Raw genomic sequence first — 26,281 nt, 5'->3', positions numbered from 1 at the left:
AAGACGGCGCGGGCGGGAATGCCTGTGCCCCGCGGCACGTTCTTCCGTAGGAACACGAGGAGGAGCGGTAATCGTGCTTGATCCGCAGGATTTGTACGCGTGGGAGCCGAAGGGTGTGGCCGCCGTCGACACGGCGCTCGCGCAGGAATCGGCCGGACTGGTCATGCTCTACCACTTCGACGGTTACATCGACGCGGGCGAGACCGGCGAGCAGATCGTCGGGAAGCTGCTGGACACCCTGCCCCACCAGGTCGTGGCCAGGTTCGACCACGACAGGCTGGTGGACTACCGCGCCCGCCGCCCGCTGCTGACCTTCCGGCGCGACAAGTGGTCCGAGTACGAGGCGCCCGAGATCGACGTCCGGCTCGTCCAGGACGCGACCGGGGCGCCCTTCCTGGTGCTCTCGGGCCCCGAACCGGACGTGGAGTGGGAGCGGTTCGCCCTCGCCGTACGGCAGATCGTCGAGCGGCTCGGTGTGCGCCTCTCGGTGAACTTCCACGGCATCCCGATGGGCGTCCCGCACACCCGCCCCGTCGGCCTCACCCCGCACGGCAACCGCACCGACCTCATGCCCGGCCACCGCAGCCCGTTCGACGAGGCGCAGGTGCCCGGCAGTGCGGAGGCGCTCGTCGAGTTCCGGCTGGAGGAAGCGGGGCACGACGTGCTCGGCGTCGCGGCGCACGTGCCGCACTACGTCGCGCGTTCCTCGTACCCCGACGCCGCGCTGACCGCCCTGGAGGCGATCACGGCGGCGACCGGCCTGGTACTGCCCGGCATCGCGCACGCGCTGCGTACGGAGGCCAGGCGCACCCAGGACGAGATCGACCGGCAGGTGGGCGAGGGCGACGAGGAGCTCGTCTCACTCGTACAGGGCCTGGAGCACCAGTACGACGCGGTGGCGGGTGCGGTGACGCGGGGCAACCTGGTCGCCGAACCCGTCGATCTGCCGTCGGCCGACGAGATCGGCCTCGAATTCGAACGTTTCCTCGCGGAGCGGGAGGGTGACGTCTAGGCCCGTCCAGGTCACTCGTCTAGGCTTCCGCGCATGCTGAAAGTGGGCCTGACCGGCGGAATCGGTGCCGGAAAGAGCGAAGTGTCGCGGCTGCTCGTCTCGTACGGGGCCGTGCTGATCGATGCCGACAAGATCGCGAGGGAGGTCGTCGAGCCCGGAACGCCCGGGCTCGCGGCCGTCGTCGAAGCCTTCGGCGAGGACGTCCTCACCCCGGACGGGGCCCTGGACCGTCCGAGACTCGGCTCGGTCGTCTTCGCCGACGCCGCCCGTCTGGCGACGCTGAACGCGATCGTCCACCCGCTGGTGGGCGCCCGGTCGGCGGAGCTGGAGGGCGGGGCGGGCCCGGACGCCGTCGTCGTCCACGACGTACCGCTGCTCACCGAGAACGGCCTGGCGCCCCTGTACGACCTGGTGGTCGTCGTGGACGCGTCCCCGCAGACACAGCTGGACCGGCTCGTACGGCTGCGCGGCATGACCGGGGACGAGGCGCGCGCCAGGATGGCCGCCCAGGCGACGCGGGAGCAGCGGCTGGCGATCGCGGACCTGGTGATCGACAACGACGGACCGCTGACGGCGCTCGAGCCGCAGGTGCGCGAGGTCTGGGCGGAACTGACCCGACGGGCCGCCCGGCCGGCCTCCTGACGGAAGGCGGCAGGTGGAATACGGCATGCTGCCGGGGCGGTTGGAAAGGATGAGGGGCGAGCGGAAGGATTCCAGCGTGCCCGAAAGCAGCCCGGAAACCCACATCATCGACTACCGCGCGGCGGAGCACCTGCTGGCCGCGCGTGATCCGCGCGGAGCCGTGAAGCTCCTGGACTCGGTCATAGCGGCCCATCCGGAGAACACGGCGGCTCGGCTGCTGCGCGCCCGTGCCTTTTTCGCGTCGGCCCAATTGCGCTCCGCCGAGCTCGAGTTCCAGCTCGTACTGGAGCGGGAGCCCGACAACGCCTTCGCTCACTTCGCCCTCGCGCGCACCTACGAGCGTGCCTCGCGCGGGGACCGGGCGAAACGCCACTTCAGGCTGGCGGCGGCGCTCGACCCGAAGCCGGAGTACCTGGCGGCGGCGCGGTTCGACGCGGACGAGTGAGACGGGCGGGCGGCCGCGCGGCCGCCCGCGTTCACGGGTGCGGCGGATCGTACGGCGGGATGTCGCGGCCGGGCTGGTAGTGCGCGCCCTGACGGAGGTGGCGCACGACCATCACCAGGTCCGCGGTGACCACGACGGCGAGGCAGCCGCAGGCGACGGCCCAGCCGGTGCGGCCGGCGGCCGCGAAGGCGACTGTTCCGCCGACGGCCCAGAGCAGGCCCCACAGGCTCAGCCAGAGCCGCATGCGGAGGGGACTGCGTGCGGTTCTCGGTTCACTTCCGGTGCGCATGATCATGATCGATCGCCTCTTCCCCACAGGCGCGTACCCGGTCCGGAGGTTCGCAGGCCGTCCGGCGATGAGTTCCGGGACGCGGCGCGGTCTGTATCCGTGAAAACACACGGAGCACCGCTTCCAGGGGAGACCACGATGTCCGACGCAACGAACACCGTCGCAACCGCCACCGCGCCCACCGCGCCCACCGCGCCCACCGCGCCCACCGCGCCCGCCGCATCCCGGGTGCCGGGTGAGGCACCGGCCACGCCGGGCCGGCGCGTACGGATCACGGTGCGCGTCCTTCAGATCCTGCTGGCCGTGTTCTTCGCCGTGCCCAGCGCGAGTCCCAAGCTGGTCGGTCACTCCTCGGCGGCGGAGAGCTTCGACAGGATCGGCTTCGGCGACTGGTTCATGTACCTGGTCGGGGGCCTGGAGCTGGCCGGTGCGATCGCGCTGCTGATCCCCGTCCTGTCCGGAGTGGCGGCGCTCGCTCTCGGTGCGCTGATGGCCGGGGCGTTCGTCACCCAGCTGATGGTCTTCGACGGCGAGAACGCCGCGACGCCGCTGGTCCTGCTGGTGCCGCTCGCCGCCATCGCCTGGTCCCGCCGCCACCACAGCGCGGAGTTCGCCGCGCTGGTGCGTCGCCGGCCTTCGCACGGACGGCTCTGACGGCGGCGGGACCACGGCACTTGTCCAGCGGTGTCCTCTTCGGTCTCGGTCTCAGTGCCCGCGCCGCTTCCCGTGCTCGTCGTGTTTCCCGTCGCGCTCGTCGTGCTCGTCGTGGCGGTGGGCGGACTCCTGGGCGCCCAGGTTGGGCGACAGGGCGTCGCCGCCCTCGCCGTCGACCTCCCCGCGGGCGGGGTCCCTCTCCGCCGTGTGGGGCCCCGACTGCTTGATCTCCTGCGCGAGCTCGTCGGCGGCGGTGGCGGGCTTGTCGCGGTGTTCGGTCATGGGGGGCTCCTCTTCTCTCGGACGACCGGATCGGCCCGGTCCGGGTGCCTCGTCCCGCGATGTTCATGCACACGCCGTCCCCCGCCCTGCGCCCTCCGCGCCCCCGCGGCGTCACCCGGGAACCGGTGTCAGACCCCGGCCGTAGACTCGCACGTGGACGGAGACGGACGCGCCGAGCGGGACGCGGGATGTGCGGGACGGGGGGTGAAGCGATGGCAGGCACGGGACGACGCGCCGCGGTCTTCCTCCCCGCCGAGCTGCCGCGCGAAGGCAGGATCGCCCTCTGGGCCCCCGAGGGCGGCGCGCTGCCCGGCACCTCCGCACGCTCCGAAACCTCCGCGCTGCCCGGCACCTCCGCACGCTCCGAAACCTCCGCGCTGCCCGAGGCATCCGCGGAGATCACGGTCGTACGGCGGCACGGGAGCCGGGGCACTGCCGTACGCCGCCACACCGTGCCCGCCGTTCTCCTCCCCCTCTCCGACGCGCTGCCGCTGCTGGTCAGGGCCCGCCACGATCCCGCCGCCCACCCCGCCGCCCGCTGCTGGGGCGCGGCGGCGCTGCACGCCCTGCACCTCGCCGCGCGAGGCCGGCTGCTGCCCGGGCTGACATCCGGGGACCACGACGCCTGGCGTGCCGGGCCGCTCGACGCCGACGACGTCGCGCAGGTACGGGCCATCGCCGCGGCCATGCCCGCCGAGGCGCACGCGGTCCCGCTCGCCGGGCGGACACCCCTCCAGCTGCCCGACCCCGAGGCCCTGGTGAAGGCGTTCCTCGACGCGGTCGCGGACCTGCTGCCCCGCACGCCTTCCGCGGCGTACGCCGTGGGAGCGCCCTTCGCGGCCCGCGCCGCCCAGCACCTTCCGGAGCTGCGGGAGTGGGCGGCGGAGGTCGCGGCCGGAGTCGACGCGGGGGTGCGGGTGTCACTGCGCCTCGACCTGTCCCAGTTCGAGATCTTCGACAGCACGGACCACGGACCACCGGACGAAGAGGACGAAGAGGGTGAAGGGGGCGGAGGGGACGAAGAGGCGGGCAGGGCCGTCGACGGGGACGGCGGAGAGCGGCGCCGGGCGGGCGCGGCCCTGGTCCAGGTGCACAGCCTGGCCGACCCGACGCACGTCATCGACGCCGCCGCCCTGTGGGCCGGCGGCGGCAGCGAAGGCTTCGGCCCCCGCGCCCGCGTCGACGCGGTGCTGGCGCTGCGCCGCGCGGCCCGCGTGTGGCCACCGCTCGGCCGCCTCCTGAGCCGCCCGGTCCCCGACGTACTGCCGCTGTCGGAGGACGAGCTGTACGAGCTGCTGGGTCCGGCGGCGGCCAGGCTCGGCGCCGCCGGTATGGCCGTCCACTGGCCCCGCGAGCTGGCCCGTACGCTCACGGCCACCGCGGTCGTACGTCCCGCGCCCGGGTCCGCGACCGACGGCACCTCCTTCTTCGACGCGCAGGAACTCTTCGCCTTCAGCTGGCAGCTGGCGGTCGGCGGCGAGCCGCTCAGCGAGGCGGACATGGACGCGCTCGCCGAGGCGCACCGCCCGGTCGTCCGCCTCCGGGACCAGTGGGTCGTCGTCGACCCGGCGCTCGTACGCAAGGCGCGCAAGCGTGAACTGGGCCTGCTGTCGCCGGTGGACGCGCTGGCCGCAGCCCTCACCGGCAGTGCGGAGGTCGACGGCGAACAGGTCGAGGCGGTCCCCGTGGGCGCCCTGGCCGCGCTCCGCGACCGCCTCACGGCCGGCACCGGCGCGGGAGCGCTCGTCCCCCAGCCGCCCGGCCTCGACGCCACCCTGCGCGACTACCAGCTGCGCGGTCTCGCCTGGCTGGACCGGATGACCTCCCTCGGTCTCGGCGGCTGTCTCGCCGACGACATGGGCCTCGGCAAGACGATCACGGTCATCGCCCTCCATCTCCGGCGCGCCCGCAGCGCCCCCACCCTCGTCGTCTGCCCCGCCTCCCTCCTCGGCAACTGGCAGCGCGAGATCACCCGCTTCGCTCCGGGTGTGCCCGTCCGCCGCTTCCACGGCGCGGCCCGCACGCTCCACGACGCCGGCGGGCCCGACGGCGGTTTCGTCCTCACGACGTACGGCACGATGCGCACCAGCGCCCCCGAACTGGCCGCGCACACCTGGGGGATGGTCGTCGCCGACGAGGCACAGCACGTCAAGAACCCGTACTCCTCCACGGCGAAGGCGCTGCGCACCATCCCCGCCCCCGCGCGCGTCGCTCTGACCGGCACCCCCGTGGAGAACAACCTCTCCGAGCTGTGGGCCCTCCTCGACTGGACGACGCCGGGCCTGCTCGGCCCGCTCAAGTCCTTCCGCGCCCGCCACGCGCGCCTGGTCGAGAGCGGCGAGGACGACGAGGCGTCCGAGCGCCTCGCCCGTCTCGTACGTCCCTTCCTGCTGCGCCGCAAGAAGTCCGACCCGGGCATCGTGCCGGAGCTGCCGCCCAAGACGGAGACCGACCACCCCGTCTCCCTCACCCGTGAACAGGCGTCCCTCTACGAAGCGTCCGTACGGGAGTCCATGGCGGCCATCGAGGGGGCGGAGGGCATCGCGCGCCGGGGCCTCGTCATGAAGCTCCTCTCCTCCCTCAAGCAGATCTGCAACCACCCCGCGCAGTATCTGAAGGAGGACACCCGGCGCCTCACCGGCCGTTCCGGCAAGCTCGAACTCCTCGACGAGCTCCTCGACACGATCCTGTCGGAGGGCGGCTCGGTCCTGGTCTTCACCCAGTACGTGACCATGGCGCGCCTGCTCGCCGACCACCTGGCGGCCCGCGCGGTCCGTGCCCAGCTCCTGCACGGCGGCACACCCGTCGCCCAGCGCGAGGAGATGGTGGACCGCTTCCAGTCCGCGGAGGTCCCGGTCTTCCTGCTCTCCCTCAAGGCGGCCGGCACCGGACTGAACCTCACCCGCGCCGCCCATGTCATCCACTACGACCGCTGGTGGAACCCGGCGGTCGAGGACCAGGCGACCGACCGGGCGTACCGCATCGGACAGACCCAGCCCGTACAGGTGCACCGGCTGATCGCGGAGGGCACGGTGGAGGACCGCATCGCCGAACTGATCGCATCCAAGCGGGCGTTGGCGGACGCGGTCCTCGGCGGCGGAGAAGCGGCCCTGACCGAGCTCACCGACCGCGAGCTGGCCGACCTGGTCTCGCTGCGGAGGCCGGCATGAGCGCGAGCGGCGGCAAGGCCGGCGGCAGCTGGTGGGGCAGAGCCTGGACCGAGGCACTCGAAGCGCTGTCGCTCGACCCGGCCCGCCTCGCCCGCGGCCGTACGTACGCCAGTGAGGGCAACGTCGGCGCCATCAGTGTGGCGCCGGGCCGGATCGTCACGTACGTACGGGGCAGCCGCCCCCGCCCGTACCGCACGGAGATCCGCCTGCGCGCACTCGACGACGAGGCCTGGGAGCGGTTCCTGGCGACGGCGGCGGCCAACCCGGCCCACATCGCGGCCCTGCTGGACAAGGACATGCCGCACTCCCTGGCGGATTCGGCGGCCGAGGCGGGCGTGGACCTGCTGCCGGCCCCCGGCGACCTGGTTCCCTCCTGCTCGTGCCCGGACCGCGGCCATCCCTGCAAGCACGCGGCCGCCCTCTGCTACGAGACCGCACGCCTGCTGGACGCCGACCCCTTCGTCCTGCTCCTCATGCGCGGCCGGGCCGAGCGCGACCTCCTCGACGACCTCGCCCGCCGCAACGCCGCCCTCTCCGTCCGCGAGAAGCCGGCGCCGCCGCCCTTCCCCGGTGTCCCGGCCGCCGCCGCCCTGGCCCCGCGCACGCTCCCGCCGCTGCCGGGCCCGCTGCCCGTCCCCCCGCACCCCGGCCACGCCTGTGGCGCGTACCCGGGCACCCGGGGCGCCCCCGACCCGCTGACCCTGGACCTCCTGGTGACGGACGCGGCGGCCCGCGCCCACACGCTCCTGACCAGCGGCGCCGACCCCATCGCGACGCTCACGCCCTGGCAGGACGCGGTCCGCCTGGCGGCCGCCCAGCCCGGCTCGGGCCTGACGGCCGCCACGCGCACCCTGTACGCCGCACTTGCCCGTGCGACCGGCCGCACCCCCACCGACCTGGCCCGCGCGGTGGCCGCCTGGCAGCAGGGCGGCCCGACCGGCCTGTCCGTCCTCGAAACCCCCTGGGACCCCCCGGCCGGCCCCTTCGACCGGGCCCGCCCGGCCCTGGCCGCCGCCGGCCTCCCCCGCCTGCGCCCTCACCGCAACCGCCTCGGCGACGCGGAACGCGGCATCCAGCTCCGCCTGGGCCGGGACGACCGTTGGTACCCCTACGAAGCGGACCCCGGCACGGACGACTGGTGGCCGACGGGCACCCCGGACAAGGATCCGGTGGACGCACTCACCGCGCTGCTCGACACCTGAGAGGGCCCAGCCGTACCAACTGACTGCCGCCGCCGGCGCTGAACTTCGGGGACCGCGAGACCGGGCAGGCGACCGGCCCGCGAACTGCGCGAGCGCTGCCCGGACGGCATCCTCGCGCTGCTCCACTGCTTCTGTCCGTGCACGTGGGCGAACTGTCCGGTCAGTCGGAGGGACAGGGTGTCCGAGCGGGTCCCGGCTGCGACGGCGGTGTCCGCCAGGCGGTGAGGACCGCGTCGATCGCGGCCGCCACCCTCGCCCGCGCCTTCTTTCTCGGTACACCGCTCATCAGCAGAGCGTCGTACGCCGTGTCGACGTGCCGTACGGACGCCCGTACCGCCGCCGTCACCGCGCCCTCGTCCAGGGAGCGGCCCGCCGCGCTGCGGCCGACCCGGCCGCTGCCGCGTTCCGAGGTGTGGGCGGCGACGGCCTGTGCGCGGGACGGCGGGCAGGACGGGAAGAGGCGCAGGATCTCGGCGGCCAGGGCGGCGGTGAAGCGCACGTCCTCGGCCGCGCGGCGTGCGGCGTCGCGCTCGCGGCGGCGGGCGCGGGCATCGGCGTCCGCGAGGCAGGCGGCCTCGGCGCGGGCCAGGGCCGCCTCCTCCACGAGGATGCCCTGGCGTTCGTACCGGGTGCGGCGCCTGTTGTGGCGGACGACGACCGCCCAGAGCGGACTGGCCTCGCGGGCCCGGCGCGTGAGGGCCGCGTTGCCGCGTGGGAGGTAGACGAGGTGGCCCAGGTCGGCGCAGTCGAGGCAGTACGGGGCGTGGTGCTCCAGTACGAGGAGGGGGAGCGGGCCCCGGCGGCACTCCGCGCAGTGGAGGCGCGGTGCGAGGGGGACGACGACCACCGGTTCGGTGCCGGACACGTCAGCGGACCCCCGGCGCCGCGGTCGCGATGAACGCGCGCACCGCCTCCTGCGCCTCCTCCGAGCGCAGCGAGCGCTCCGCCTCGTCCGTCGCCTCGTGCATGCAGTTCGTGGCTTCGAAGGCCGTGACCGCCAGCTGCACGGCGGCGTTGTCGTCGCACACCAACTGGACGCGGTAGAGCGCCTGCCGGGCGGCCACGCGCAACCGGTACGACTCCATGCGGGTCGATTCGGCGATGTCGCTGCCCGGTGCCTCGGCCTGGCGGTACCAACGGTCGTTCTGGCCGCGCCGGTAGTCGACGACCGCGCCGGCGAAGGCGCTGTACGCGGAGATCCGCTCCTGGCGGAGCTGTTCGGCGCGGGCGAGGGCGGCGGTGCGCTCTGCCGTCTGGCGCTGGAAGAAGTGCGTCACCACCGAGCCGAGCAGGGTGCCTATGACGGCGACGAGGGCTGTCCCCATGGTACGTACTCCCCGGAAGTCCCAAATAATCGTTCGAGTGCGGGCGGGTGATGTTGTCAGCGTCGTGGACGTGGCGAAACTCAATCAGATCATCGCAGTGGAGAAAGGCGTCAAGTCCAAGGCGCAGCAGGACCTTACGGCGGCCCGCCACGGGCTCCAGAAGCCGGCGCTGCCGGCGGGCATCTCGCGTACGTACCAGCCCAAGGACGAGGAGGGGGAGCAGCTTCCGCCCGAGTCCACGCGGGTCCGGGTCAAGGCCGAGGACGTCCTGCGCGAGACCGCGAAGACGCTGACCCGGCTGTTTGACGTGACCGCCACCAAGGACTGGGCCAACTGCGAGGCCCGCGCCGATGTGACCGTCGACGGGCGGGTGCTCGTGAGCGCGGTGCCGGTCTCCTATCTGCTCTTCCTCGAGAAGCAGTTGACGGACATCTGCGCCTTCGTGCGGAAGCTCCCCGTGCTCGATGCTTCCGAGGCGTGGACGCTCGACCCGTCGGCCGACGACTGGAAGACGGACGCGGTACGGACGCTCCGTACGAAGAAGGTGCCGCGCAACCACGTGAAGGCCGAGGCGACCGGCAAGCACCCGGCGCAGGTCGAGGTGCGCGAGGAGCGCAAAGCTGAAACTGAAGTTCGTCGTGACTGCGCGGTACCGGAACCGGGCCGCGTTCAATCCCGGACTCCTGCTCCAGACTCAGCATTCGCCGCCGATCGCCGTACCGACCGGGCCCGGGCCCATGCGCGTCGAGATGCCGGTTCGATCCCGGCCCGCAGAGCTTCGATCTGCGGTGGTCCAAAGGCAGGACGCGGCGACATCACGACTGATCCGGGTCTCTTCAACGGGCGGCGCATCAACCAGGTGGCATCACACAGGGCCCGGGGGCCTGCTACGCCCCCGGGCCCGCTTCCTTTTCCATCGGTTTCCTCCGGTTTTCCCCGGGTCCTTTCGGCCGGGGCGAAGCCGGCCGGAGCGTGTTCTCGATCTTCCGGAAGCCGTCGTGCGCAACCCCTGGGGCGCCTGGTGGGTCTCGGATACGGTGAGGCGATTTCAGTGATCACGGTGGCGGGGGCTCCGATCGAGCACCCGTCCCGTACCCGGGAGTTGGAGGGTTTCGCATGGGATTCTGGGGGTTCTTGGAATTGGTGCGGAGCGGCAGGCAGGTGCGGGGGCGCAAGGACATGGTCCTCGACGGGCGCCTGGCGACGCTCGGCATGGTGCCGTCCGCCGCACTCGCGACGCCCGGGAGCGGAGTGAGCGGCACGGTGCTCGCCACCGGCACCTCCGCCGGGACGATGAAGGTGGAGACCCAGGGGCCCACCGATGTGGTCGTACGCACCATCACCATCGCCCCGGGCGGCTCCACCGGATGGCACCACCACCCCGGACAGCTCATAGCCGTCGTACAGAAGGGCACGCTGTCCCGGACGCTGGACGACTGCTCCGTCGAGACGACGACAGCGGGCCAGTCCTTCATCGAACCGTCCGGACCCGAGCACCGGCACATCGGGCGCAATCTGGGCAGTGAGCCTGTGGTGCTGTACCTGACCTACATGCTGCCCACCGGCAGTCCGCTCTCTGTCGACGCCGACGCGCCGGCGTGCGAGACGAGCGGGACGGGCGGGACGGGGAAGGCGGGGGAGTAGGCGGCGCGTGAGGGCGGGAGCGGGGCTTGCGCGGTCCCGGCGAGCGGCACCGTCCTGCGGCCCGCCGGGACGACGTACCGCTGATACCGATGTTGGTGCTGTTCCTGGGGGTGCGGTTAGGGTCGGCCGTATGACTTCGGACCTCTGGGCCTCGCTGCCCGCCGCCGTACGCGAGAAAGTCGACGAACTCGTCGTTCAGGGGCGGTCGGTCCAGGCCGTCTTCGCCGTACGTTCCTCCGGCGTCACGCCGAGGCCGGGACTGCGCGCCTGCCAGGACGTGATCGCCGAGCGCGGTGCCGTGCTCGCCGACCGGACCGAGACTCCGTTGCGCTCCGACGGGCGGGGCGGGCCGGACCGGGCGGACGAGGCGGACCGGCCCGTGCCGCCTGCATGATGGGGCTGTGCAGTTCGAAGCGATCACCTGGGAACGGCTGACCGACGCCCTCGCCGACCACCTGGACCACCTGGGCGGTCTGGAGCCGGCCGCGGACGGGGAGCCGTCGCCGTGGCTCAGGGCCGCCGTCGACGGCGCGCCCGCCGCCCGCACCGGCGAGATCACCGAGCGCCTCGCCGAGGCGTTGCGGCTGCGCGGCCGGACGGTCGTGGTCGTCGGCGCGGAGGGATTCCTGCGGCCGGCGTCGCTCCGCTACGAGTTCGGCAAGGAGGACCCCGACTCGTACTACGACGGCTGGTTCGACATCGGCGCCCTGCGGCGTGAGGTCTTCGGACCCCTGGAGCCCGGCGGGACCGGGCGCGTTCTGCCCGACCTGTGGAACCCGGCCACGGACCGCGCGACGCGCAGTCCGTACGTACGGCTGCCGGCCGGTGGTGTGCTGCTGCTGCACGGGCCGATGCTTCTGCGGCACTGGTTTCCGTTCGACCTGACGGTGCATGTGCGGTTGTCCGCGGGGGCGCTGGAGCGCCGGACCGAGGAGCGGGCGAAGTGGACACTGCCCGCCTTCGCCCGTTACGAGCGGGAGGTGCGCCCCGGGGAGACCGCCGACGCGCTCGTACGGGCCGATGACCCGAGGCATCCGGCGTGGACGGGGCTGCGTGGTTAGGGCGGGTCCTGCCCGGCGGGGCCCCGGTCCGCGAAGGGGCGGGGCGGGCCGAGCGGGGTGACGTGGGCGGGATGCGGGATGCGGGATGCGGGATGCGGTGGGGAAAGCTCCGCCGGGACTACCGGTCCCCGCGCGCCAGCCGCGCCCCCAGGTCGCTCAGGCCGTACAGCACCACCCGCCCCGCCCGCGCCCGCGTCACCAGGCCCGCGCCCGAGAGCACCGAGGGGTGCTGCGAGACCGCGCTCGGGGTGACGCCCAGGCGGCGGGCCAGTTCGGCGGTCGACGCCGGGGTGCCGGGGCCGCCAGCTCCTCCGCCATCCCCGGCGCAAGGCGGGCGGTGGCTCCGCCGGCGTCCTCCGCGACCGCCGCCACCTCGGGCTCGCCCTCCTGAACGGGCTCCTGATCCTCCACTGCGAACTCCTCGAAGTCGCCGTCCCGCTGTGGGTGACCGGTCCTGCCGATGCCCCCGCGTGGGCCGCGCCGGCGCTGCTCCTCGTCAATGTGGTGCCGGCCGTCGCCTTCCAGATGCGGGCCGGACACTCGTACGAACTGGCTCCGGCCTCGCGGATCGGCGCGTACCAGGGCGTGTGGAGCATGGATACCCCACTGGGGCGCTCCTGTGGTCCGTTCGTCGTCGCGCCCACCCTGACCGAACTGGGCGCGGCGGGCTGGATCGCCTTCGGGACCGGATACGCGGCGGTCCCGGCCCTCGTCGTGCCGCCGGCCCGGCGCTCACGCGTCGCGGCAGTCGCCCACGACGCGGCACCCGCCTCGATCCCCACCTCCACTTTCGCTTCCGCCCCCACGCCGGTCCCCTGGGACGGTCCGTCGCTCTCTCACTCCTGCCGGGGCCGGCCGCTCGGCCGAGTCGGGAGCCGGCAGCCGGCCGGCGGAGGCGCGACGCGTCACCGCGAGCGCGACGAGTCACAGGAGCAGCGCCGCATCACGGGAGAGGCGGCCGCCCGCCCACCACCGTCACGGCGTGCGCTCCGGCCGCACATCCCGCCGCCGCGGCCTGCGCATCGTCCGCCCCGGCGAGGCGCGCCGCAAGGAACGCACCGCTGAACGCGTCACCCGCGCCCGTCGAGTCCACCGCCTCCGCCGGGGCGGCCGGGACGCGGTCCCGTACGCGGCCGGCCGCGGCGAGCAGCGCACCCCCGGCGCCCAGAGTGACGGCGACGAGTGGAAAGCGGCGGCTCAACTCGGCTGCGGCGTCCGCCGCTTCCGGCAGCCCGGTGAGCAGCCGGGCCTCGTCCGCGTTGGGCAGCAGTACGTCCGCCCCCGCTGCCGCCTCCAGGAAACGGTCCACCCCCAGCTCGGCGATGAACCCGGCCGACGCGGGGTCCACGCTCACCGCCACCCCCCGCTTCCGGGCCTCCAGAAGGGCGAGGCGGGCCGTCCGCCGGCTCGTACCGGCGAAGAAGAGGTAGCCGGAGAGATGGAGATGGGCGACGCCGTCCAGGAACGAAGCGGACCAGTCGGCGGGGGAGAGGCGCAGGGCGGCGCCGCTGTCGGTGAGGAACGTGCGCTCGGCGGCGGCGTCGACCAGGGAGATGACGGTGGCCGTCGCCGCCTCCCCGTCGAGCACGACCTGCGGGCGTACCCGCGCGCGCCGCAACCGCTCCTCGTGCCAGGCACCCGCGTCCGCGCCGACCCGCGCCAGCAGCCGTACGTCCGCGAGACCTGTGTACGCCGCCCAGCAGGCCACGTTGGCGCCCGCCCCGCCCGGCAGCGTCCTGATGTCCGCCGCCGTGTCGGTCGCCGGCGCGAGCGGTGCGCGATGGCGGGCCACGACATCGGTGACCACGTCGCCGACCACCAGCAGCGCGCCGCCCGAGCCGTGGCTCCTGCCCCCGGCCCCGCCCTCGTCGCCACCGCCTCCCGCGCCTCCTCCCGCGCCCCTTCCGGCGCCTCCTCCCGCTGCCGGGCTCATGTCCGCGTCCACGCGGCCGCGATCCGCGCCGCCAGCCGTACGTTGCCGCGCACCGCCGCCAGGTTGGCCTCCAGGGAGGCGCCCTCCGTACCCCGCACCAGGCGGTCCAGCAGGAACGGCGTGACCCCCTGGCCCGTGATCTTCCGCTCCCTGCACTCCTCCAGGGCCTGAGCCAGCACCCGGTCGTGCAGCGCCGGATCGAGCTGCTCGGCCTCCGGTACGGGGTTGGCGACGAGCAGGGCCGCTTCCGGCCCGCCGAGCGCGTCCTGGGCGCGCATCACCGCCGCCACCTCACCGGGCGTCCGCACCGTCCAGTCGACCGGCTCCCCCGAACTGCTCAGATAGAACCCCGGAAAGTGCTCCGTGCCGTATCCGAGGATGCCGACCCCCAGCGTCTCCAGCCGCTGCAACGTCGCCGGGACGTCGAGGATCGACTTGACCCCCGCGCACACCACCGTGATCCGCGTCCGCGCCAGCAGTCCCAGATCCGCCGACTCGTCCTGTGTCGCGGTCCACTCGCGGTGTACGCCGCCGAGCCCGCCGGTGGCGAAGACGCGCAGGCCGGCCCGGGCGGCCAGGAACGCCGTCGCCGACACGGTCGTCGCCCCGTTCGCCCCCGCCGCCAGCGCCGGCGCGAGATCGCGATGACCCAGCTTGCGCACCGATTCGTCGTTCGCTATCCGCTCCAACTGGGCTGTGTCCAGGCCGACATGCGCCCGGCCGTCGAGGACGGCAATGGTCGCGGGAACGGCTCCGACGGTACGCACCTCCTCCTCCAGCTCCTTCGCGACCCGCAGATTGCGCGGGCGCGGCAGGCCGTGCGCGATGATCGTCGATTCGAGGGCTACGACGGGGCGACGCCGCTCCAGCGCCTCCCGCACCTCCCCGGACAGCAGCAGCGTGGTGTCAGGCATGCCCCCATTCCTGGCGCACCGGCCGGGCCCGCAAACGTCCCGCGGCGCGTCCCTTGCGTCCGTCGGCGATCACACCGCAGCCTGTGCGGATGACAGAAACACATCTCGATCACGTCGTGCTGTGGGTGAACGACCCTCTTGCCTCGCTGGAGTTCTACGAGAAGACCGTCGGCCTGCCGGGCGTACGAGCCGCCGAGTTCTCGGAGGGCAAAGCGCCCTTCCCCTCCGTGCGCGTCTCCGCGCAGTCGCTGCTCGACCTCTTCCCGCTCACCATGGCCGGGGCCATGAACGCCGTCCCCGGAGCCGGGGGCGCGGCCGGCCACCCGGTGAACCACGTCTGTCTCGCCATGGGCCGGCAGGCGTTCGAGGCCCTGCGCGGCCGGCTGGAGGACGGTGGCGTCGCCGTCTCGCCGTACTCCCACAACAGCTTCGGGGCCCGGGGCGCCGCTCCCCGCTCCTTCTACTTCCGCGACCCCGACGGGAACATCGTCGAGGCCCGCCATTACGACGAGTGACACGTGACGCGTGAGGGCTGTGGCCGCCCGGCGGGCTCCAGCCGCTCACCACACGCCCGTACGGCCGGCCGCCGTCCGGAGCGAGCCGGACCGTACGGGTTCCTGCCGGCCGGTGCTGACAGCCGACCGGTACTGACGTATGCGGCGGTACCGGTGCCCGCTAAGGTGACGCGCCATGATGACAACTGATCAAGCTCCCGCCTCGTTCTCCGTGCACATTCCGGACGCCGACCTCGGACCCGAGCCGCTCGACCCCGGCCAGATCGTCTCCGGCGAGCCGGTGGTGTCGGGCAAGGTGCTGTGGGAGTCGCCCGACGGCAGGCAACTGCGCGGCATCTGGCAGATCACGCCCGGCGTGGTCACCGACACCGAGGCCAACGAACTGTTCGTCGTGGTCAGCGGGCGTGCGACGGTCGAGGTGGACGGCGGCGACACCCTGGAGATCGGGCCGGGGGACGCGTGTGTGCTGCGCGAGGGGGACCGTACGACCTGGACCGTGCACGAGACGCTGCGCAAGGCCTACCACATCAGCCTTTAGCGGTCGGTTCCGCCGGTTCGACCGGTTCCCCCGCTCCGACCGGGCCGACCGGGCCGGCTGTCCCGGGTGCGGCGGCCGTGCGGCTGCGGGCCGTCAGCAGGGCGAGGACGGCCATCGGCAGCAGCAGGCAGGCGCCGATCGCGTTGAGCCAGCCGTAGCTCGCCTGCGAGACGATCAGGCCGGCGGCCGCGCCGCCGATGCCCGCCGCCGAGTTCATGGTCAGGTCGGACAGGCCCTGGACCGCGGCGCGGGCGGGCTGCGGCACCGAATCGGTGAGCAGGGCGGAGCCCGAGACCAGGCCCGCGGACCAGCCGAGGCCGAGCACGAAGAGACCGGCGGCGGTCTGGGCGTGGCTGGGGCCCGCCGTGCCGGCCAGCAGGGCGGCGAGGCACAGCAGCCCGGCCGCCAGGCCGATGACCGCGAGGCGCCCGACCCGGTCGGACAGCCAGCCCATGACCGGGGAGAACGCGTACATGCCGGCGATGTGACCGCTGATGACGAGGCCGACGAGTTCCAGACCGGCCCCGTGGTGGCCCAGGTCGACCGGGGTCATCACCATGATCGAGACCATGACGGTGTGGGTGACGGCCACGGTCACCAGGGCGAGCCTGGCCCGTGACGACGCGGCCACCGCCGCGATCCCGGCACGCAGGGAACGGCTCTGCGCGGACTGCGATCCCTCCGGGGCCAGGGCCCGGGCGGTGAGGAGCGGATCGGGGCGCAGCAGCACGGCGACGACCAGCCCCGTGACGAGGAAGATCCCGGCGGCCCACAGGAACGGACCCGCCGTCTCGGGTATGGAGGTGCCGGCGAAGGACCGGCCCGCCGGGGCCGCGATGTTGGGGCCGAGCACCGCGCCGATCGTCGTGGCCCAGACCACCGTCGAGATGGCGCGGGCACGCCGGTCCGGCTCCGCCAGGTCGGCGGCGGCGAAACGCGCCTGGAGGTTGGCCGAGGAAGCGGCACCGAACCCGGCCATGCCGACCAGCAGCAGCGGAAAGTTCCCGATGACGGCGGCGACGACCACGAGCGCCGCGCCCAGTGCGCCGATCAGATAGGCGAGGACGAGTCCCGGGCGCCGGCCGCGCGAGGTCATCAGGGAGGCCAGCGGGATCGACAGCAGGGCCGTACCGACGACGGAGGCGGTCGGGGCGAGACCCGACACGGCCTCCGTGCCGCTGACCTCGACCGCCAGGACGGGGGCGAGGGCGATGCCGATGGGCACGCCGAGGCCGCCCAGGATCTGGCTCACGACGAGTACGGCCGAGGTGCGCCGCTGGAGGGCGCGCAGTGCCTCGGGCCCGGGTACGGCCGCTGTCGCGGCCGTTGTGCCGGCTGTCCCGCCGGTCGTCTTGTCGGCCGTACTCACCGTGCGTACGCCTTTCCCCCGCCGGCCGCGAGCGCTGCGGCGACACGGCCGTTCGTCCTGCGCCGCCCCTCGCCGGACACCTGGGGCGGCAGACCGTCCCGGAGGGAGAGCGCGGCGCCGTCCAGCGGCATGGCCGCGCGCTCCACGCGCTGGAACGTCGGGCCGGTCCCGGCGGCGAGCGGCTCGACCCGCATCTCCCCCTCCAGCGGGAGGAGGCCCCGCGTGACGAAGGAACGCTCGGGGACCGGCAGGCTCTCGCCGGTCGGCAGGCGGCCGGCGAAGGACCCGGATCCTGGCTCGTGTGCGGCAGGGATGGTAGTCACCGCCGCAGTGTGCCAGTCCTTACGAACGTACGGAACCGAGAAAACCTCCGCGAAGTCCGCCCGGCTCAGAACAGCGGTTGCGGCAGCACCCCTTCGAGGGCCAGCAGCGCCCGTTTGGTCTCCAGGCCGCCGCCGAACCCGCCGAGTCCGCCGTCGCTCTCCACCACCCGGTGGCAGGGCACCACCACGGGCAGCGGATTCGACCCCATCGCCGCGCCGACCGCCTGCGCCGCACCGGGCTGCCCGACCCGCCCCGCCAGATCGCCGTAACCGACGACCGTGCCGTACGGAACACCGGTCGCCAGCTCGCGCAGCACCTGCCGGTTGAATCCGGAGGTGAGCGACCAGTCCAGCGGCAGGGTGAAGTCGCGCAGCTCGCCCGCGAAGTACGCCGTGAACTGCCGTATGGGCTCGGCCAGCCGCGCGGAGGCCGGCGCCCGCGTCACCTCGGCGCCCAGTCGCGCCCGCAGCCGGCCGAGTATCGTCTCCCGCACCTCGGGGCCGGCGTGGAAGACCACGCAGACCAGCCCCTCACCGGTGGCGGCGAGCAGCAGCGGTCCGATGCCGCTGTCGCCACTGCCGACGACCGCCCACTCCACGCACTGCCCGTCACTGTCCATGCGCACCACGGTACGGCCGGGCACTGACAGCCCGGCCGGTTCCGGGCCTCACCGGCTGACGGCGTCCCGGACGATGTCGGGGTTGTTGGTGATGATCCCGTCCACGCCGAAGCCGTCGACCCGCGCCGCGGCCGCCGCCGTGTTCACCGTCCAGGTGCTGACCCGGAGCTGCTTGCCGTGCGCGCCCTTCAGCTTGTGGACGGCTGCCACGTAGTCGGCCGTGAGCGAGGTGTGCGTCGGATTGATCTGGTCCGTGAACTTTGCGTACTTCGGCAGGTCGGCGACCGCGGGCGTACCGAGGAAGCCTGTCGTGACGTCGGGCCGCTGCTCGTGCACCGCCTTCACGCTGTCCGCCCCGAAGCTCTGGATGACGAGCTTGTGCTTGACGTGGTGGCGGTCCAGCCAGCCCTCCTTGCGCAGTACGCGCAGGGTGTCCTTCTCGATGCCCGGGTAGATCTCGGGCTTCTTGATCTCCAGGAGCAGCCTCTGGTGGTTGCGCTCGACCCGGTTCACGTACTGCTTCAGGGTCGGCACGCGCGCGCCCGTGAACTGCGGGCCGAACCAGCTGCCCGCGTCCAGCCTGGCGATCTCCGCCGCGGTGAAGTCCTTGATCTTCCACGGCGACCGGCCGGGGAAGACCTGTTCCACGTCGGTGGTCCTGGCGAGGCTGTCGTCGTGTACGACCACCAGTTCGCCGTCCTTGGTGCGGTGGACGTCGTTCTCGACCCACGCGAAGCCCATCCGGTCGGCCAGGTCGACCGCCGCCAGCGTGTTCTCGGGCGCGTACGCGGACGCGCCCCGGTGGGCGATGACGATGGGCTCGTCGTGGGGGCCGGCGGCAGGGGCCGCCTGGGCGGCCGTGCCGGGCAGCAGCAGTGCGGCGGCGCCCAGGAGTGCGGCGGCCCTGGCCGAGGCGGTGCGTGCGTACACAAGGACTCCTCACATCGAGTGATCACAGACAGTCCGAGAGTGACAGCGAATGACCAACGATGGACAGGCGAAGGATGGCCACGAAATGAACGAAACCACCCGTGTCGCGTCGCACGGGGGTCCCACTCTCGGCGAATTGCCGAAAAACGCGTGCGGACCACCCGGCCCGGCCTACTCTCGCCCGACCGGGCCTCCGTACCACTGGCAGGGCCTTTCCACCCGAGCGACCGAAGCCGAGGGACACCCAGGGCATGCAGGGCACTGTCGACGGATTCAGCCACGGCCTCGCCACCCCGGTCGCGGCGTACCTCATGGCGTGCCTCGGCGGCGCGCTCGGACTGCGCTGCACCGCGAGGTCGCTCACGAGCGGGCGCGGCCGGAAGTCCGGCTGGCTCGCGCTCGGCGCGACCGCCATCGGCTCGGGCGTATGGACCATGCACTTCATCGCGATGACGGGCTTCACGGTGAAAGAGGCCCCGGTCACTTACGACGCCCCCCTGACGTACGCCAGTCTCGGTGTCGCCGTCGTCATGGCCGGCATCGGCGTCTTCATCGTCGGGTACCAGGGGGCCACTGCGATGGCCCTGGTCACGGGCGGCGCCGTCACCGGTCTGGGGATCGCTTCCATGCACTACCTCGGCATGGCCGGAATGCGTCTGCGCGGCCGGCTCGAGTACGACACCCTCACCGTCGGGCTCTCCGTGGTGATCGCGGTGGTCGCCGCGACCTTCGCTCTCTGGGCCGCCGTGTCGGTCCGCGGACTCCTGCCCGGTCTGGGTGCCGGCCTCGTCATGGGCCTGGCCGTGAGCGGCATGCACTACACCGGTATGGCGGCGCTCGACGTCCATCTCCACGGGCCCGCGGGCGCCGTCGCCGGCGAGACGTCCCTCCTGCTCCTCGCGCCGATGCTGATCGGCCCGGTGGTCTTCCTGTTCCTGGCGGGCGTGGTCGTGATGTCCGCTCCGCTGCTGGTGCGGGGCCGTCCCGGCCGGCGGCGTCCGGCCGGGACGGGCGCCTCGCGGCCGGTCCCGGAAGCGTCGAGGCGCCGGTGACCCCACGCGATCACCGCGTGAGTGTCAGTGCCGGGTCGTACGGTTGATGCATGCGGCCCGTTTCCAAGATCGAACGTACGGTGGCGCCCTTCGAGGTCGTCAGTTCCTACCAGCCCAGCGGTGACCAGCCGGCGGCCATCGCCGAGCTGGAACGGCGTATCCGCGCAGGTGAGAAGGATGTGGTCCTGCTCGGCGCGACCGGCACCGGCAAGTCGGCGACCACTGCCTGGATGATCGAGAAGCTCCAGCGCCCCACGCTCGTCATGGCGCCGAACAAGACCCTCGCCGCCCAGCTGGCCAACGAGTTCCGCGAACTCCTGCCGAACAACGCCGTCGAGTACTTCGTCTCGTACTACGACTACTACCAGCCCGAGGCGTACGTCCCGCAGTCGGACACCTACATCGAGAAGGACTCCTCGATCAACGAGGAGGTCGAGCGGCTGCGCCACTCCGCGACGAACTCGCTGCTCACCCGCCGCGACGTCGTCGTGGTCGCTTCCGTCTCCTGCATCTACGGCCTCGGTACGCCGCAGGAGTACGTGGACCGCATGGTGCCCCTGAAGGTCGGCGAGGAGATCGACCGCGACCAGCTGCTGCGCCGCTTCGTCGACATCCAGTACACCCGCAACGACATGGCCTTCACGCGCGGCACCTTCCGGGTCCGCGGCGACACCATCGAGATCTTCCCGGTCTACGAGGAACTGGCCGTCCGCATCGAGATGTTCGGCGACGAGATCGAGGCGCTCTCGACCCTCCACCCGCTCACCGGCGAGATCATCAGCGAGGACCAGCAGCTGTACGTCTTCCCGGCCAGCCACTACGTCGCCGGACCCGAGCGCATGGAGAAGGCCATCAGGGGCATCGAGAAGGAGCTGGAGGGGCGGCTCGCCGAGATGGAGAAGCAGGGCAAGATGCTGGAGGCCCAGCGTCTGCGCATGCGCACCACGTACGACCTCGAGATGATGCGCCAGATCGGCAGCTGCTCCGGCATCGAGAACTACTCGATGCACATGGACGACCGTGCGCCCGGCACCGCGCCCCACACCCTCATCGACTACTTCCCCGAGGACTTCCTGCTGGTCATCGACGAGTCGCACGTCACCGTGCCGCAGATCGGCGCGATGTACGAGGGCGACGCGTCCCGCAAGCGGACCCTCGTCGACCACGGCTTCCGGCTGCCGTCCGCCCTGGACAACCGCCCCCTGAAGTGGGAGGAGTTCCAGCAGCGCGTGGGCCAGGCGGTCTACCTCTCCGCCACCCCCGGCGCGTACGAACTCTCGCGCTCCGACGGCTTCGTGGAGCAGATCATCCGCCCCACCGGCCTCATCGATCCCGAAGTGGTCATCAAGCCCACCGAGGGCCAGATCGACGACCTGGTGCACGAGATCAGGAAGCGCACCGAGAAGGACGAGCGCGTCCTGGTCACCACCCTCACGAAGAAGATGGCCGAGGACCTCACCGAGTACTTCCTCGAACTCGGCATCCAGGTCCGCTACCTGCACAGCGACGTCGACACCCTGCGCCGCGTCGAGCTGCTGCGCGAGCTGCGCGCCGGTGAGTACGACGTCCTGGTCGGCATCAACCTGCTCCGCGAGGGCCTCGACCTGCCCGAGGTCTCACTGGTGGCCATCCTCGACGCCGACAAGGAAGGCTTCCTGCGCTCCGGAACCTCCCTGATCCAGACCATCGGCCGCGCGGCGCGCAACGTCTCCGGCCAGGTCCACATGTACGCCGACAAGATCACCCCGGCGATGGAGAAGGCCATCGACGAGACCAACCGGCGCCGGGAGAAGCAGATCGCGTACAACACGGAGCGCGGGATCGATCCGCAGCCGCTGCGCAAGAAGATCAACGACATCGTCGCGACGATCGCGCGCGAACAGGTCGACACCGAGGAGCTCCTCGGCTCCGGTTTCCGGCAGGCGAAGGAGGGCAAGGACGCCAAGGCTCCGGTCCCGGCGCTCGGCGGCAAGGCGGCCAGGGCCGGCGGCAGGGCGGGCAAGAAGGGCGAAGTGCTCACCGACCGCCCGGCCGCCGAACTGGCCTCGCTCATCGAGGAGATGACCGAACGGATGCGGGCGGCCGCCGCCGAGCTGCAGTTCGAGGTGGCCGCGCGGCTGCGCGACGAGGTGGGCGAGCTGAAGAAGGAGCTGCGGCAGATGAGGGAGGCGGGGCAGGTCTGACGGGCCGGCACCTGGTGTGTTGCAAGACCGACACAAAGTACACGCGGGGTGTGTCGGCCTCGGCGCGACTGCGTAGGGTGCTGGACAGCCGCACACACGGGCGGTGGTGGCGTTTGTGGAGAGGGGACAGCGCGTGACGGTCAACATGACCAAGGGTCAGGCCATCAGCCTGCAGAAGAGCGACGGGGGAACCCTGACCGCTGTGCGCATGGGGCTCGGGTGGCAGGCCGCGCCGCGTCGCGGTCTGTTCGGCTCGCGCACCCGGGAGGTCGACCTCGACGCCTCGGCGGTCCTGTTCGCGGACAAGCAGCCGGTCGACGTCGTCTTCTTCCGTCACCTCGTCAGCGACGACGGCTCTGTGAAGCACACCGGTGACAACCTGGTCGGCGGCGCCGGCCAGGGCGGGGACGACGAGGCGATCCTCGTCGACCTCCAGCGGGTTCCGGTCCACATCGACCAGATCGTCTTCACGGTGAACTCCTTCACCGGCCAGACGTTCCAGGAAGTGCAGAACGCGTTCTGCCGCATCGTCGACGAGACGAACGGCCAGGAGATGGCCCGTTACACGCTCGACGGCGGCGGCCAGTACACCGCCCAGATCATGGCCAAGGTGCACCGCGCCGGCGCCGGCTGGAAGATGACCGCCATCGGCAACCCCGCCAACGGCCGTACCTTCCAGGACCTGATGCCGTCGATCCTGCCGCACCTGTAAGCAGGCCTCTGCCGCAGTACGCGCAGCTCCCGGAGGCATCGTGCCGCCGGGAGCTGCACCACTTGCCACCACTTGCCACCACCGGCCACCGCTGTGGCCGGCGACGACGCGACGCGGGGAGACAGGCGATGACGGCCGAGCTGGTCCGGGGGCAGAACCACCCCCTGCCCCAGGCCCGTGTGGAGATCAGGGTGTCGGCCGGCAAGCCGGTCGTGGCCGGTGCGACTCTCGGCGACGAGCAGGGCGCCGTACGCGGCACGGAGTGGGTCGCCCACCCCGGCTCGCCGAACCTCCCCGGGCTCGAAGTGTCCAGGCAGGCCGCGGCCGACCACCGGCTCGCGGTGGACCTCGGCGCGCTGCCCGAGACCGTGCACCGGGTGAACATCCTGCTCGCCCTTCCCCTGGGCGCGGGCGGCCCGGACCGCTTCGGTGTCCTCGCGGCGCCCTTCGTCTCCGTCACCGGGCTCGACGGCTCCGAGGTCGCCAGCTACACCGTGACCGGACTGGACAGCGAGTCGGCGGTCGTCGTCCTGGAGCTCTACCGCAGGCAGGGCATCTGGAAGGTGCGCGCCGTGGGACAGGGCTACGCGGGCGGCCTCGCCGAGATGCTCGGCGACCAGGGCCTCGCGCAGGCCCACGAGCTCGCCGCCGCCATCCAGGAAGCCGTCAGCAGCGGCCTGGCCCGCTCCGTCGCGGCGCCCCCGGCCCGTTCCCAGGACGGCGGCCGGACACGCCGTACGCCGTCCCGGGCGACGAACGGCGGACACGACGCGCAGACCGGCACCCCGCCGCCGCCCGCACCTGTTCCCGCGCCGCCGCACTCTCCCGCCTCCTCGCCCGCGGCGGCGGACGGCCCGGACAGCGGTGCGCCCCGGACAGCGCCCGGCGGCCCCATCGACTACGCGCACCCGCGCCGCCGGAACACCGCGCCCCCGCCCCCGCAGCCCACCGCGCCGCCGGTTCCGCCGGGACAGCACCCGCAGCCCGTCGCGGGCGACGCGACCGGCTGGTCCATGGACGAGCGGCTGTACAACCAGGTGTGGGGCATGTTCGAGGACCTGGCCCGCACCACCGCGGCGTACCGCAGCGCGGTGGACTTCGCCGAGTCCCGGATGGAGCAGGAGCTCGACAGGGCCCTCTCCGACCCGCGCAGCCGGATCGGCACCGCCGGCGACACCGCCCGCGCGACGGCCCGGGCCAAGCACGACGAGCTCGTCGGCCGGGCCCGCGACGTGCTGGAGCGCGACCTGGCCCAGCTCGCCGCCGAATCCGACGTCGTCGAACCCGCCCTGCCGCCCGCCTTCGCCTCCTGGGACAACCCGGTCTGGCACGGTTACCGGGTCCCCATGGAGATCCCGATGGCGCTGCGCGTCGGCGATCTTCATCTGCCCGAGCGCCCGGACCTGCGCATCCCCATGCTGCTGCGCCTGCCGCTGGAGCGTGGCCTGTGGATCGACAGCGGCCGCTCCGGTTCCGAGGCCGCGCTGATGCTGGAGTCCGACCAGCTGCGCAGGGCGGCCATGGAGTCGGCCGTCGCGCACGCGGCACGCCTGCTGGCGGTGTATCCCGCCGGTGAGTTCACGGTCCATGTCATCGACCCGGCGGGCACGGGCACGCCCGCGCTCGCCCCGCTGACCGGGGCGGGGGTGCTCGACGCGCCGCCCGCCGCGGGCGCTCAGGGCGTGACGGCGGTGCTGGCCAAGCTCACGCAGCGCGTGGACCTGGTGCAGATGGCGCTCCGGGGCGGGGCGGCGGACTCGCTCCCGCCCGGTCTGGACACGGCCGAGCAGCTCCTGATCGTCAACGACTTCCCGCACGGCTTCGACGACCGCGCCGTCACCCAGCTCCGCTACCTGGCCGACGAGGGGCCGTCGGTCGGCGTGCATCTGATGATGGTCGCCGACCGCGAGGACGCGAGTGCGTACGGCCCGGTGCTCGACCCGCTGTGGCGGGCGCTGCTGCGTGTCACACCGGTGCCCGACGACCACCTGATCGACCCGTGGGTCGGCCACACCTGGACGTACGAACCGCTGCTGCCGCCACTGGGCAGCCAGGTCGTACAGCAGGTGCTGGCGCAGGTGGCGGCAGCGAGGCGATAGAGGCGATAACTGCAATCACCCCGCTGGCCAGCGCTTTTGAGGCCTCTTTAGTCATCCCTTTACCTTTTCTTGGGTGTTCCTGTACCCTTCGAGGAGCGGAGGGGAGTACTCCCGACTGCGACGTACCCGTCAATACGGACCGCCATCGGTCCCGGGGCGTCGGCCCGAGGCGCTGAAAGCGCTCGGGTGGAAGAGACCTCCGGCAGCGACGACGCTGAATGAGTTGCCGTAGCTATCTGCCGGAGGCGCAGTGGATGTTTCTATGACCCTTTGGGTGCTGACCATTCTTGGTCTGGTCGCCCTGATCGCCGTCGACTTCCTCATCGGGCGCAAGCCCCATGACGTGTCGATCAAGGAAGCCGGAATCTGGTCGGTCGTCTGGATCGCCCTGGCCGTGCTCTTCGGCCTGGGACTGCTGATCTTCGGCACCGCGCAGGCGTCCGGAGAGTTCTTCGCCGGCTTCATCACCGAGAAATCGCTCAGCGTGGACAACCTCTTCGTCTTCGTCCTGATCATGGCGAAGTTCTCGGTGCCGTCCCACCTCCAGCAGCGCGTGCTGCTCATCGGTGTGCTGATAGCTCTGGTGCTGCGTGCGATCTTCATCGCTGCCGGCGCCGCTGTCATCGCCAACTTCTCGTGGGTCTTCTACATCTTCGGCGCGTTCCTGATCTACACCGCCTGGAAGCTCATCCAGGAGGCGCGCGCAGAGGAGGAGGAAGAGGCTTTCGAGGAGAACCGCCTCCTCAAGTCGATCGAGAACCGCTTCGGTGTCGCCGACAGGTACCACGGCACCAAGCTCTTCATCCGGAACAACGGCAAGCGCGTCCTGACGCCCCTGATGGTCGTCATGCTCGCCATCGGCACCACCGATGTGCTGTTCGCGCTGGACTCGATCCCGGCGATCTTCGGTCTCACCCAGGACCCGTACATCGTCTTCACCGCCAACGCCTTCGCCCTCATGGGTCTGCGGCAGCTGTACTTCCTCATCGGCGGACTGCTCAAGAAGCTGGTCCACCTGAGCTACGGCCTGTCGGTCATCCTGGGCTTCATCGGCGTCAAGCTGGTGCTGCACGCCCTGCACGAGTCCGGGGTGCACGTTCCCGAGATCTCCATCCCCTTCTCGCTGACGGTCATCTGCGGCGTGCTGATCATCACCACGATCACCAGCCTCATCGCCAACAAGAAGACGGAACAGCGTGCCGCGGAGGCCAAGGCCGCCGAGGCCGCCGACAAGGAGAGCGTCGAGTCCTGACCGCCCGCGACACCCGGGTTTCCCGCACCGGCCGGGGGGGGGGCGGGGGGACCCCCCCCCCCCCCCGCGGGTGGGGGCGGGGGGGAGCAGAGGGAGGGAGGGGGGGGGGGGGAGA

Annotated in this window: 26 protein-coding genes and 2 pseudogenes; 17 read left to right on the top strand and 11 right to left on the bottom strand. The window is 72.4% G+C overall.

Annotated features, from left to right (window positions below):
* Positions 1-73: 73 nt before the first annotated feature.
* The 3 genes from ACWD0Y_RS04150 to ACWD0Y_RS04140 all read left to right on the top strand — a co-directional run bounded on the left by ACWD0Y_RS04150 (position 74) and on the right by ACWD0Y_RS04140 (position 2,099).
* Positions 74-1,012, top strand: coding sequence for a PAC2 family protein (locus ACWD0Y_RS04150; protein ID WP_450258923.1), 939 nt, complete (start codon positions 74-76; stop codon positions 1,010-1,012).
* Positions 1,013-1,045: 33 nt separating this feature from the next.
* Positions 1,046-1,654 (top strand): dephospho-CoA kinase, encoded by a 609-nt coding sequence (gene coaE, locus ACWD0Y_RS04145; protein WP_450258922.1) that lies wholly within the window; start codon positions 1,046-1,048, stop codon positions 1,652-1,654.
* A 76-nt stretch (positions 1,655-1,730) separates the two neighbouring features.
* The gene (locus ACWD0Y_RS04140) at positions 1,731-2,099 is read left to right on the top strand and encodes a tetratricopeptide repeat protein (RefSeq protein ID WP_093803605.1); all 369 of its coding nucleotides are present in this window, start codon (positions 1,731-1,733) and stop codon (positions 2,097-2,099) included.
* Positions 2,100-2,130: 31 nt separating this feature from the next.
* On the opposite strand, the gene ACWD0Y_RS04135 is transcribed toward ACWD0Y_RS04140, so the two are convergent.
* On the bottom strand, positions 2,131-2,388 hold the full coding sequence (locus tag ACWD0Y_RS04135) for a DUF6343 family protein (protein ID WP_450258921.1): 258 nt from the start codon (positions 2,386-2,388) through the stop codon (positions 2,131-2,133).
* A 138-nt stretch (positions 2,389-2,526) separates the two neighbouring features.
* On the opposite strand from ACWD0Y_RS04135, the gene ACWD0Y_RS04130 reads away from it, so the two are divergent.
* Positions 2,527-3,042: a DoxX family protein gene (locus tag ACWD0Y_RS04130; RefSeq protein WP_450258920.1), complete on the top strand. Its 516-nt coding sequence runs from the start codon at positions 2,527-2,529 to the stop codon at positions 3,040-3,042.
* A 51-nt stretch (positions 3,043-3,093) separates the two neighbouring features.
* Here ACWD0Y_RS04130 and ACWD0Y_RS04125 read toward each other — a convergent pair whose 3' ends face one another.
* On the bottom strand, positions 3,094-3,324 hold the full coding sequence (locus tag ACWD0Y_RS04125) for a hypothetical protein (RefSeq protein WP_450258919.1): 231 nt from the start codon (positions 3,322-3,324) through the stop codon (positions 3,094-3,096).
* Between the two features lie 212 nt (positions 3,325-3,536).
* Here ACWD0Y_RS04125 and ACWD0Y_RS04120 point away from each other — a divergent pair, with 212 nt between their 5' ends.
* Positions 3,537-6,494 (top strand): SNF2-related protein, encoded by a 2,958-nt coding sequence (locus ACWD0Y_RS04120; RefSeq protein WP_450258918.1) that lies wholly within the window; start codon positions 3,537-3,539, stop codon positions 6,492-6,494.
* Positions 6,491-7,696, top strand: coding sequence for an SWIM zinc finger family protein (locus ACWD0Y_RS04115; protein WP_450258917.1), 1,206 nt, complete (start codon positions 6,491-6,493; stop codon positions 7,694-7,696). Before ACWD0Y_RS04120 ends, ACWD0Y_RS04115 begins: the two co-directional genes overlap by 4 nt.
* A 160-nt stretch (positions 7,697-7,856) precedes the next feature.
* Here ACWD0Y_RS04115 and ACWD0Y_RS04110 read toward each other — a convergent pair whose 3' ends face one another.
* Complete coding sequence (locus ACWD0Y_RS04110) at positions 7,857-8,561, bottom strand: DUF2293 domain-containing protein (protein WP_450258916.1); 705 nt, start codon at positions 8,559-8,561, stop codon at positions 7,857-7,859.
* A gap of 1 nt (position 8,562) precedes the next feature.
* The gene (locus ACWD0Y_RS04105) at positions 8,563-9,021 is read right to left on the bottom strand and encodes a hypothetical protein (RefSeq protein WP_450258915.1); all 459 of its coding nucleotides are present in this window, start codon (positions 9,019-9,021) and stop codon (positions 8,563-8,565) included.
* Positions 9,022-9,091: 70 nt separating this feature from the next.
* Between ACWD0Y_RS04105 and ACWD0Y_RS04100 the strand changes: the two are divergent.
* The 4 genes and pseudogenes from ACWD0Y_RS04100 to ACWD0Y_RS04085 form a co-directional block, all read left to right on the top strand.
* Positions 9,092-9,634, top strand: a pseudogene (locus tag ACWD0Y_RS04100) (DUF7873 family protein); the annotation flags it as partial.
* A gap of 638 nt (positions 9,635-10,272) precedes the next feature.
* Positions 10,273-10,665, top strand: a complete 393-nt coding sequence (locus ACWD0Y_RS04095; RefSeq protein WP_450258914.1) for a cupin domain-containing protein — start codon at positions 10,273-10,275, stop codon at positions 10,663-10,665.
* Between the two features lie 130 nt (positions 10,666-10,795).
* Entirely contained in the window at positions 10,796-11,059 is a 264-nt protein-coding gene (locus ACWD0Y_RS04090; RefSeq protein WP_450258913.1) for a hypothetical protein, read from the top strand.
* A gap of 7 nt (positions 11,060-11,066) precedes the next feature.
* Positions 11,067-11,726, top strand: a complete 660-nt coding sequence (locus ACWD0Y_RS04085; protein ID WP_450258912.1) for a uridine kinase — start codon at positions 11,067-11,069, stop codon at positions 11,724-11,726.
* A gap of 118 nt (positions 11,727-11,844) precedes the next feature.
* Here ACWD0Y_RS04085 and ACWD0Y_RS04080 read toward each other — a convergent pair.
* From ACWD0Y_RS04080 to ACWD0Y_RS04070, 3 genes and pseudogenes are all read right to left on the bottom strand, one after another.
* Positions 11,845-12,003: pseudogene (locus ACWD0Y_RS04080) on the bottom strand (ArsR family transcriptional regulator); the annotation flags it as partial.
* Between the two features lie 666 nt (positions 12,004-12,669).
* Positions 12,670-13,659 (bottom strand): carbohydrate kinase family protein, encoded by a 990-nt coding sequence (locus tag ACWD0Y_RS04075; RefSeq protein WP_450258911.1) that lies wholly within the window; start codon positions 13,657-13,659, stop codon positions 12,670-12,672.
* Positions 13,656-14,573 carry a pseudouridine-5'-phosphate glycosidase gene (locus tag ACWD0Y_RS04070; protein WP_450258910.1) on the bottom strand — a complete coding sequence of 306 codons (918 nt, stop codon included), beginning with the start codon at positions 14,571-14,573 and terminating at the stop codon, positions 13,656-13,658. Before ACWD0Y_RS04070 ends, ACWD0Y_RS04075 begins: the two co-directional genes overlap by 4 nt.
* 89 nt (positions 14,574-14,662) lie before the next feature.
* On the opposite strand from ACWD0Y_RS04070, the gene ACWD0Y_RS04065 reads away from it, so the two are divergent.
* Positions 14,663-15,088 (top strand): VOC family protein, encoded by a 426-nt coding sequence (locus tag ACWD0Y_RS04065; RefSeq protein ID WP_450258909.1) that lies wholly within the window; start codon positions 14,663-14,665, stop codon positions 15,086-15,088.
* A gap of 175 nt (positions 15,089-15,263) precedes the next feature.
* Entirely contained in the window at positions 15,264-15,626 is a 363-nt protein-coding gene (locus tag ACWD0Y_RS04060; protein WP_450258908.1) for a cupin domain-containing protein, read from the top strand.
* On the opposite strand, the gene ACWD0Y_RS04055 is transcribed toward ACWD0Y_RS04060, so the two are convergent.
* The 4 genes from ACWD0Y_RS04055 to ACWD0Y_RS04040 all read right to left on the bottom strand — a co-directional run bounded on the left by ACWD0Y_RS04055 (position 15,616) and on the right by ACWD0Y_RS04040 (position 18,868).
* The gene (locus ACWD0Y_RS04055; protein ID WP_450259015.1) at positions 15,616-16,917 is read right to left on the bottom strand and encodes an MFS transporter; all 1,302 of its coding nucleotides are present in this window, start codon (positions 16,915-16,917) and stop codon (positions 15,616-15,618) included. The two genes, ACWD0Y_RS04060 and ACWD0Y_RS04055, sit on opposite strands and share 11 nt — an antisense overlap.
* A 74-nt stretch (positions 16,918-16,991) precedes the next feature.
* The gene (locus ACWD0Y_RS04050) at positions 16,992-17,318 is read right to left on the bottom strand and encodes a hypothetical protein (protein ID WP_450258907.1); all 327 of its coding nucleotides are present in this window, start codon (positions 17,316-17,318) and stop codon (positions 16,992-16,994) included.
* A gap of 65 nt (positions 17,319-17,383) precedes the next feature.
* Positions 17,384-17,938, bottom strand: coding sequence for a methylated-DNA--[protein]-cysteine S-methyltransferase (locus ACWD0Y_RS04045; RefSeq protein ID WP_450258906.1), 555 nt, complete (start codon positions 17,936-17,938; stop codon positions 17,384-17,386).
* A gap of 48 nt (positions 17,939-17,986) precedes the next feature.
* On the bottom strand, positions 17,987-18,868 hold the full coding sequence (locus tag ACWD0Y_RS04040) for a glycerophosphodiester phosphodiesterase (protein ID WP_450258905.1): 882 nt from the start codon (positions 18,866-18,868) through the stop codon (positions 17,987-17,989).
* A 251-nt stretch (positions 18,869-19,119) separates the two neighbouring features.
* Between ACWD0Y_RS04040 and ACWD0Y_RS04035 the strand changes: the two genes are divergently transcribed.
* The 5 genes from ACWD0Y_RS04035 to ACWD0Y_RS04015 all read left to right on the top strand — a co-directional run bounded on the left by ACWD0Y_RS04035 (position 19,120) and on the right by ACWD0Y_RS04015 (position 26,166).
* The gene (locus tag ACWD0Y_RS04035; RefSeq protein WP_450258904.1) at positions 19,120-19,920 is read left to right on the top strand and encodes an MHYT domain-containing protein; all 801 of its coding nucleotides are present in this window, start codon (positions 19,120-19,122) and stop codon (positions 19,918-19,920) included.
* Between the two features lie 50 nt (positions 19,921-19,970).
* The gene (uvrB, locus tag ACWD0Y_RS04030) at positions 19,971-22,103 is read left to right on the top strand and encodes an excinuclease ABC subunit UvrB (protein ID WP_450258903.1); all 2,133 of its coding nucleotides are present in this window, start codon (positions 19,971-19,973) and stop codon (positions 22,101-22,103) included.
* 133 nt (positions 22,104-22,236) lie between these two features.
* Positions 22,237-22,815, top strand: a complete 579-nt coding sequence (locus ACWD0Y_RS04025; protein WP_344498059.1) for a TerD family protein — start codon at positions 22,237-22,239, stop codon at positions 22,813-22,815.
* 128 nt (positions 22,816-22,943) lie between these two features.
* Positions 22,944-24,914 (top strand): TerD family protein, encoded by a 1,971-nt coding sequence (locus ACWD0Y_RS04020; RefSeq protein ID WP_450258902.1) that lies wholly within the window; start codon positions 22,944-22,946, stop codon positions 24,912-24,914.
* A gap of 250 nt (positions 24,915-25,164) precedes the next feature.
* Entirely contained in the window at positions 25,165-26,166 is a 1,002-nt protein-coding gene (locus ACWD0Y_RS04015; protein ID WP_450258901.1) for a TerC family protein, read from the top strand.
* Positions 26,167-26,281 lie beyond the last annotated feature (115 nt).

The sequence above is a fragment of the Streptomyces altiplanensis genome (assembly GCF_053591575.1).
Note: the sequence above shows the minus strand (reverse complement) of the source record. Positions and strands in the feature narration are given on the sequence as shown.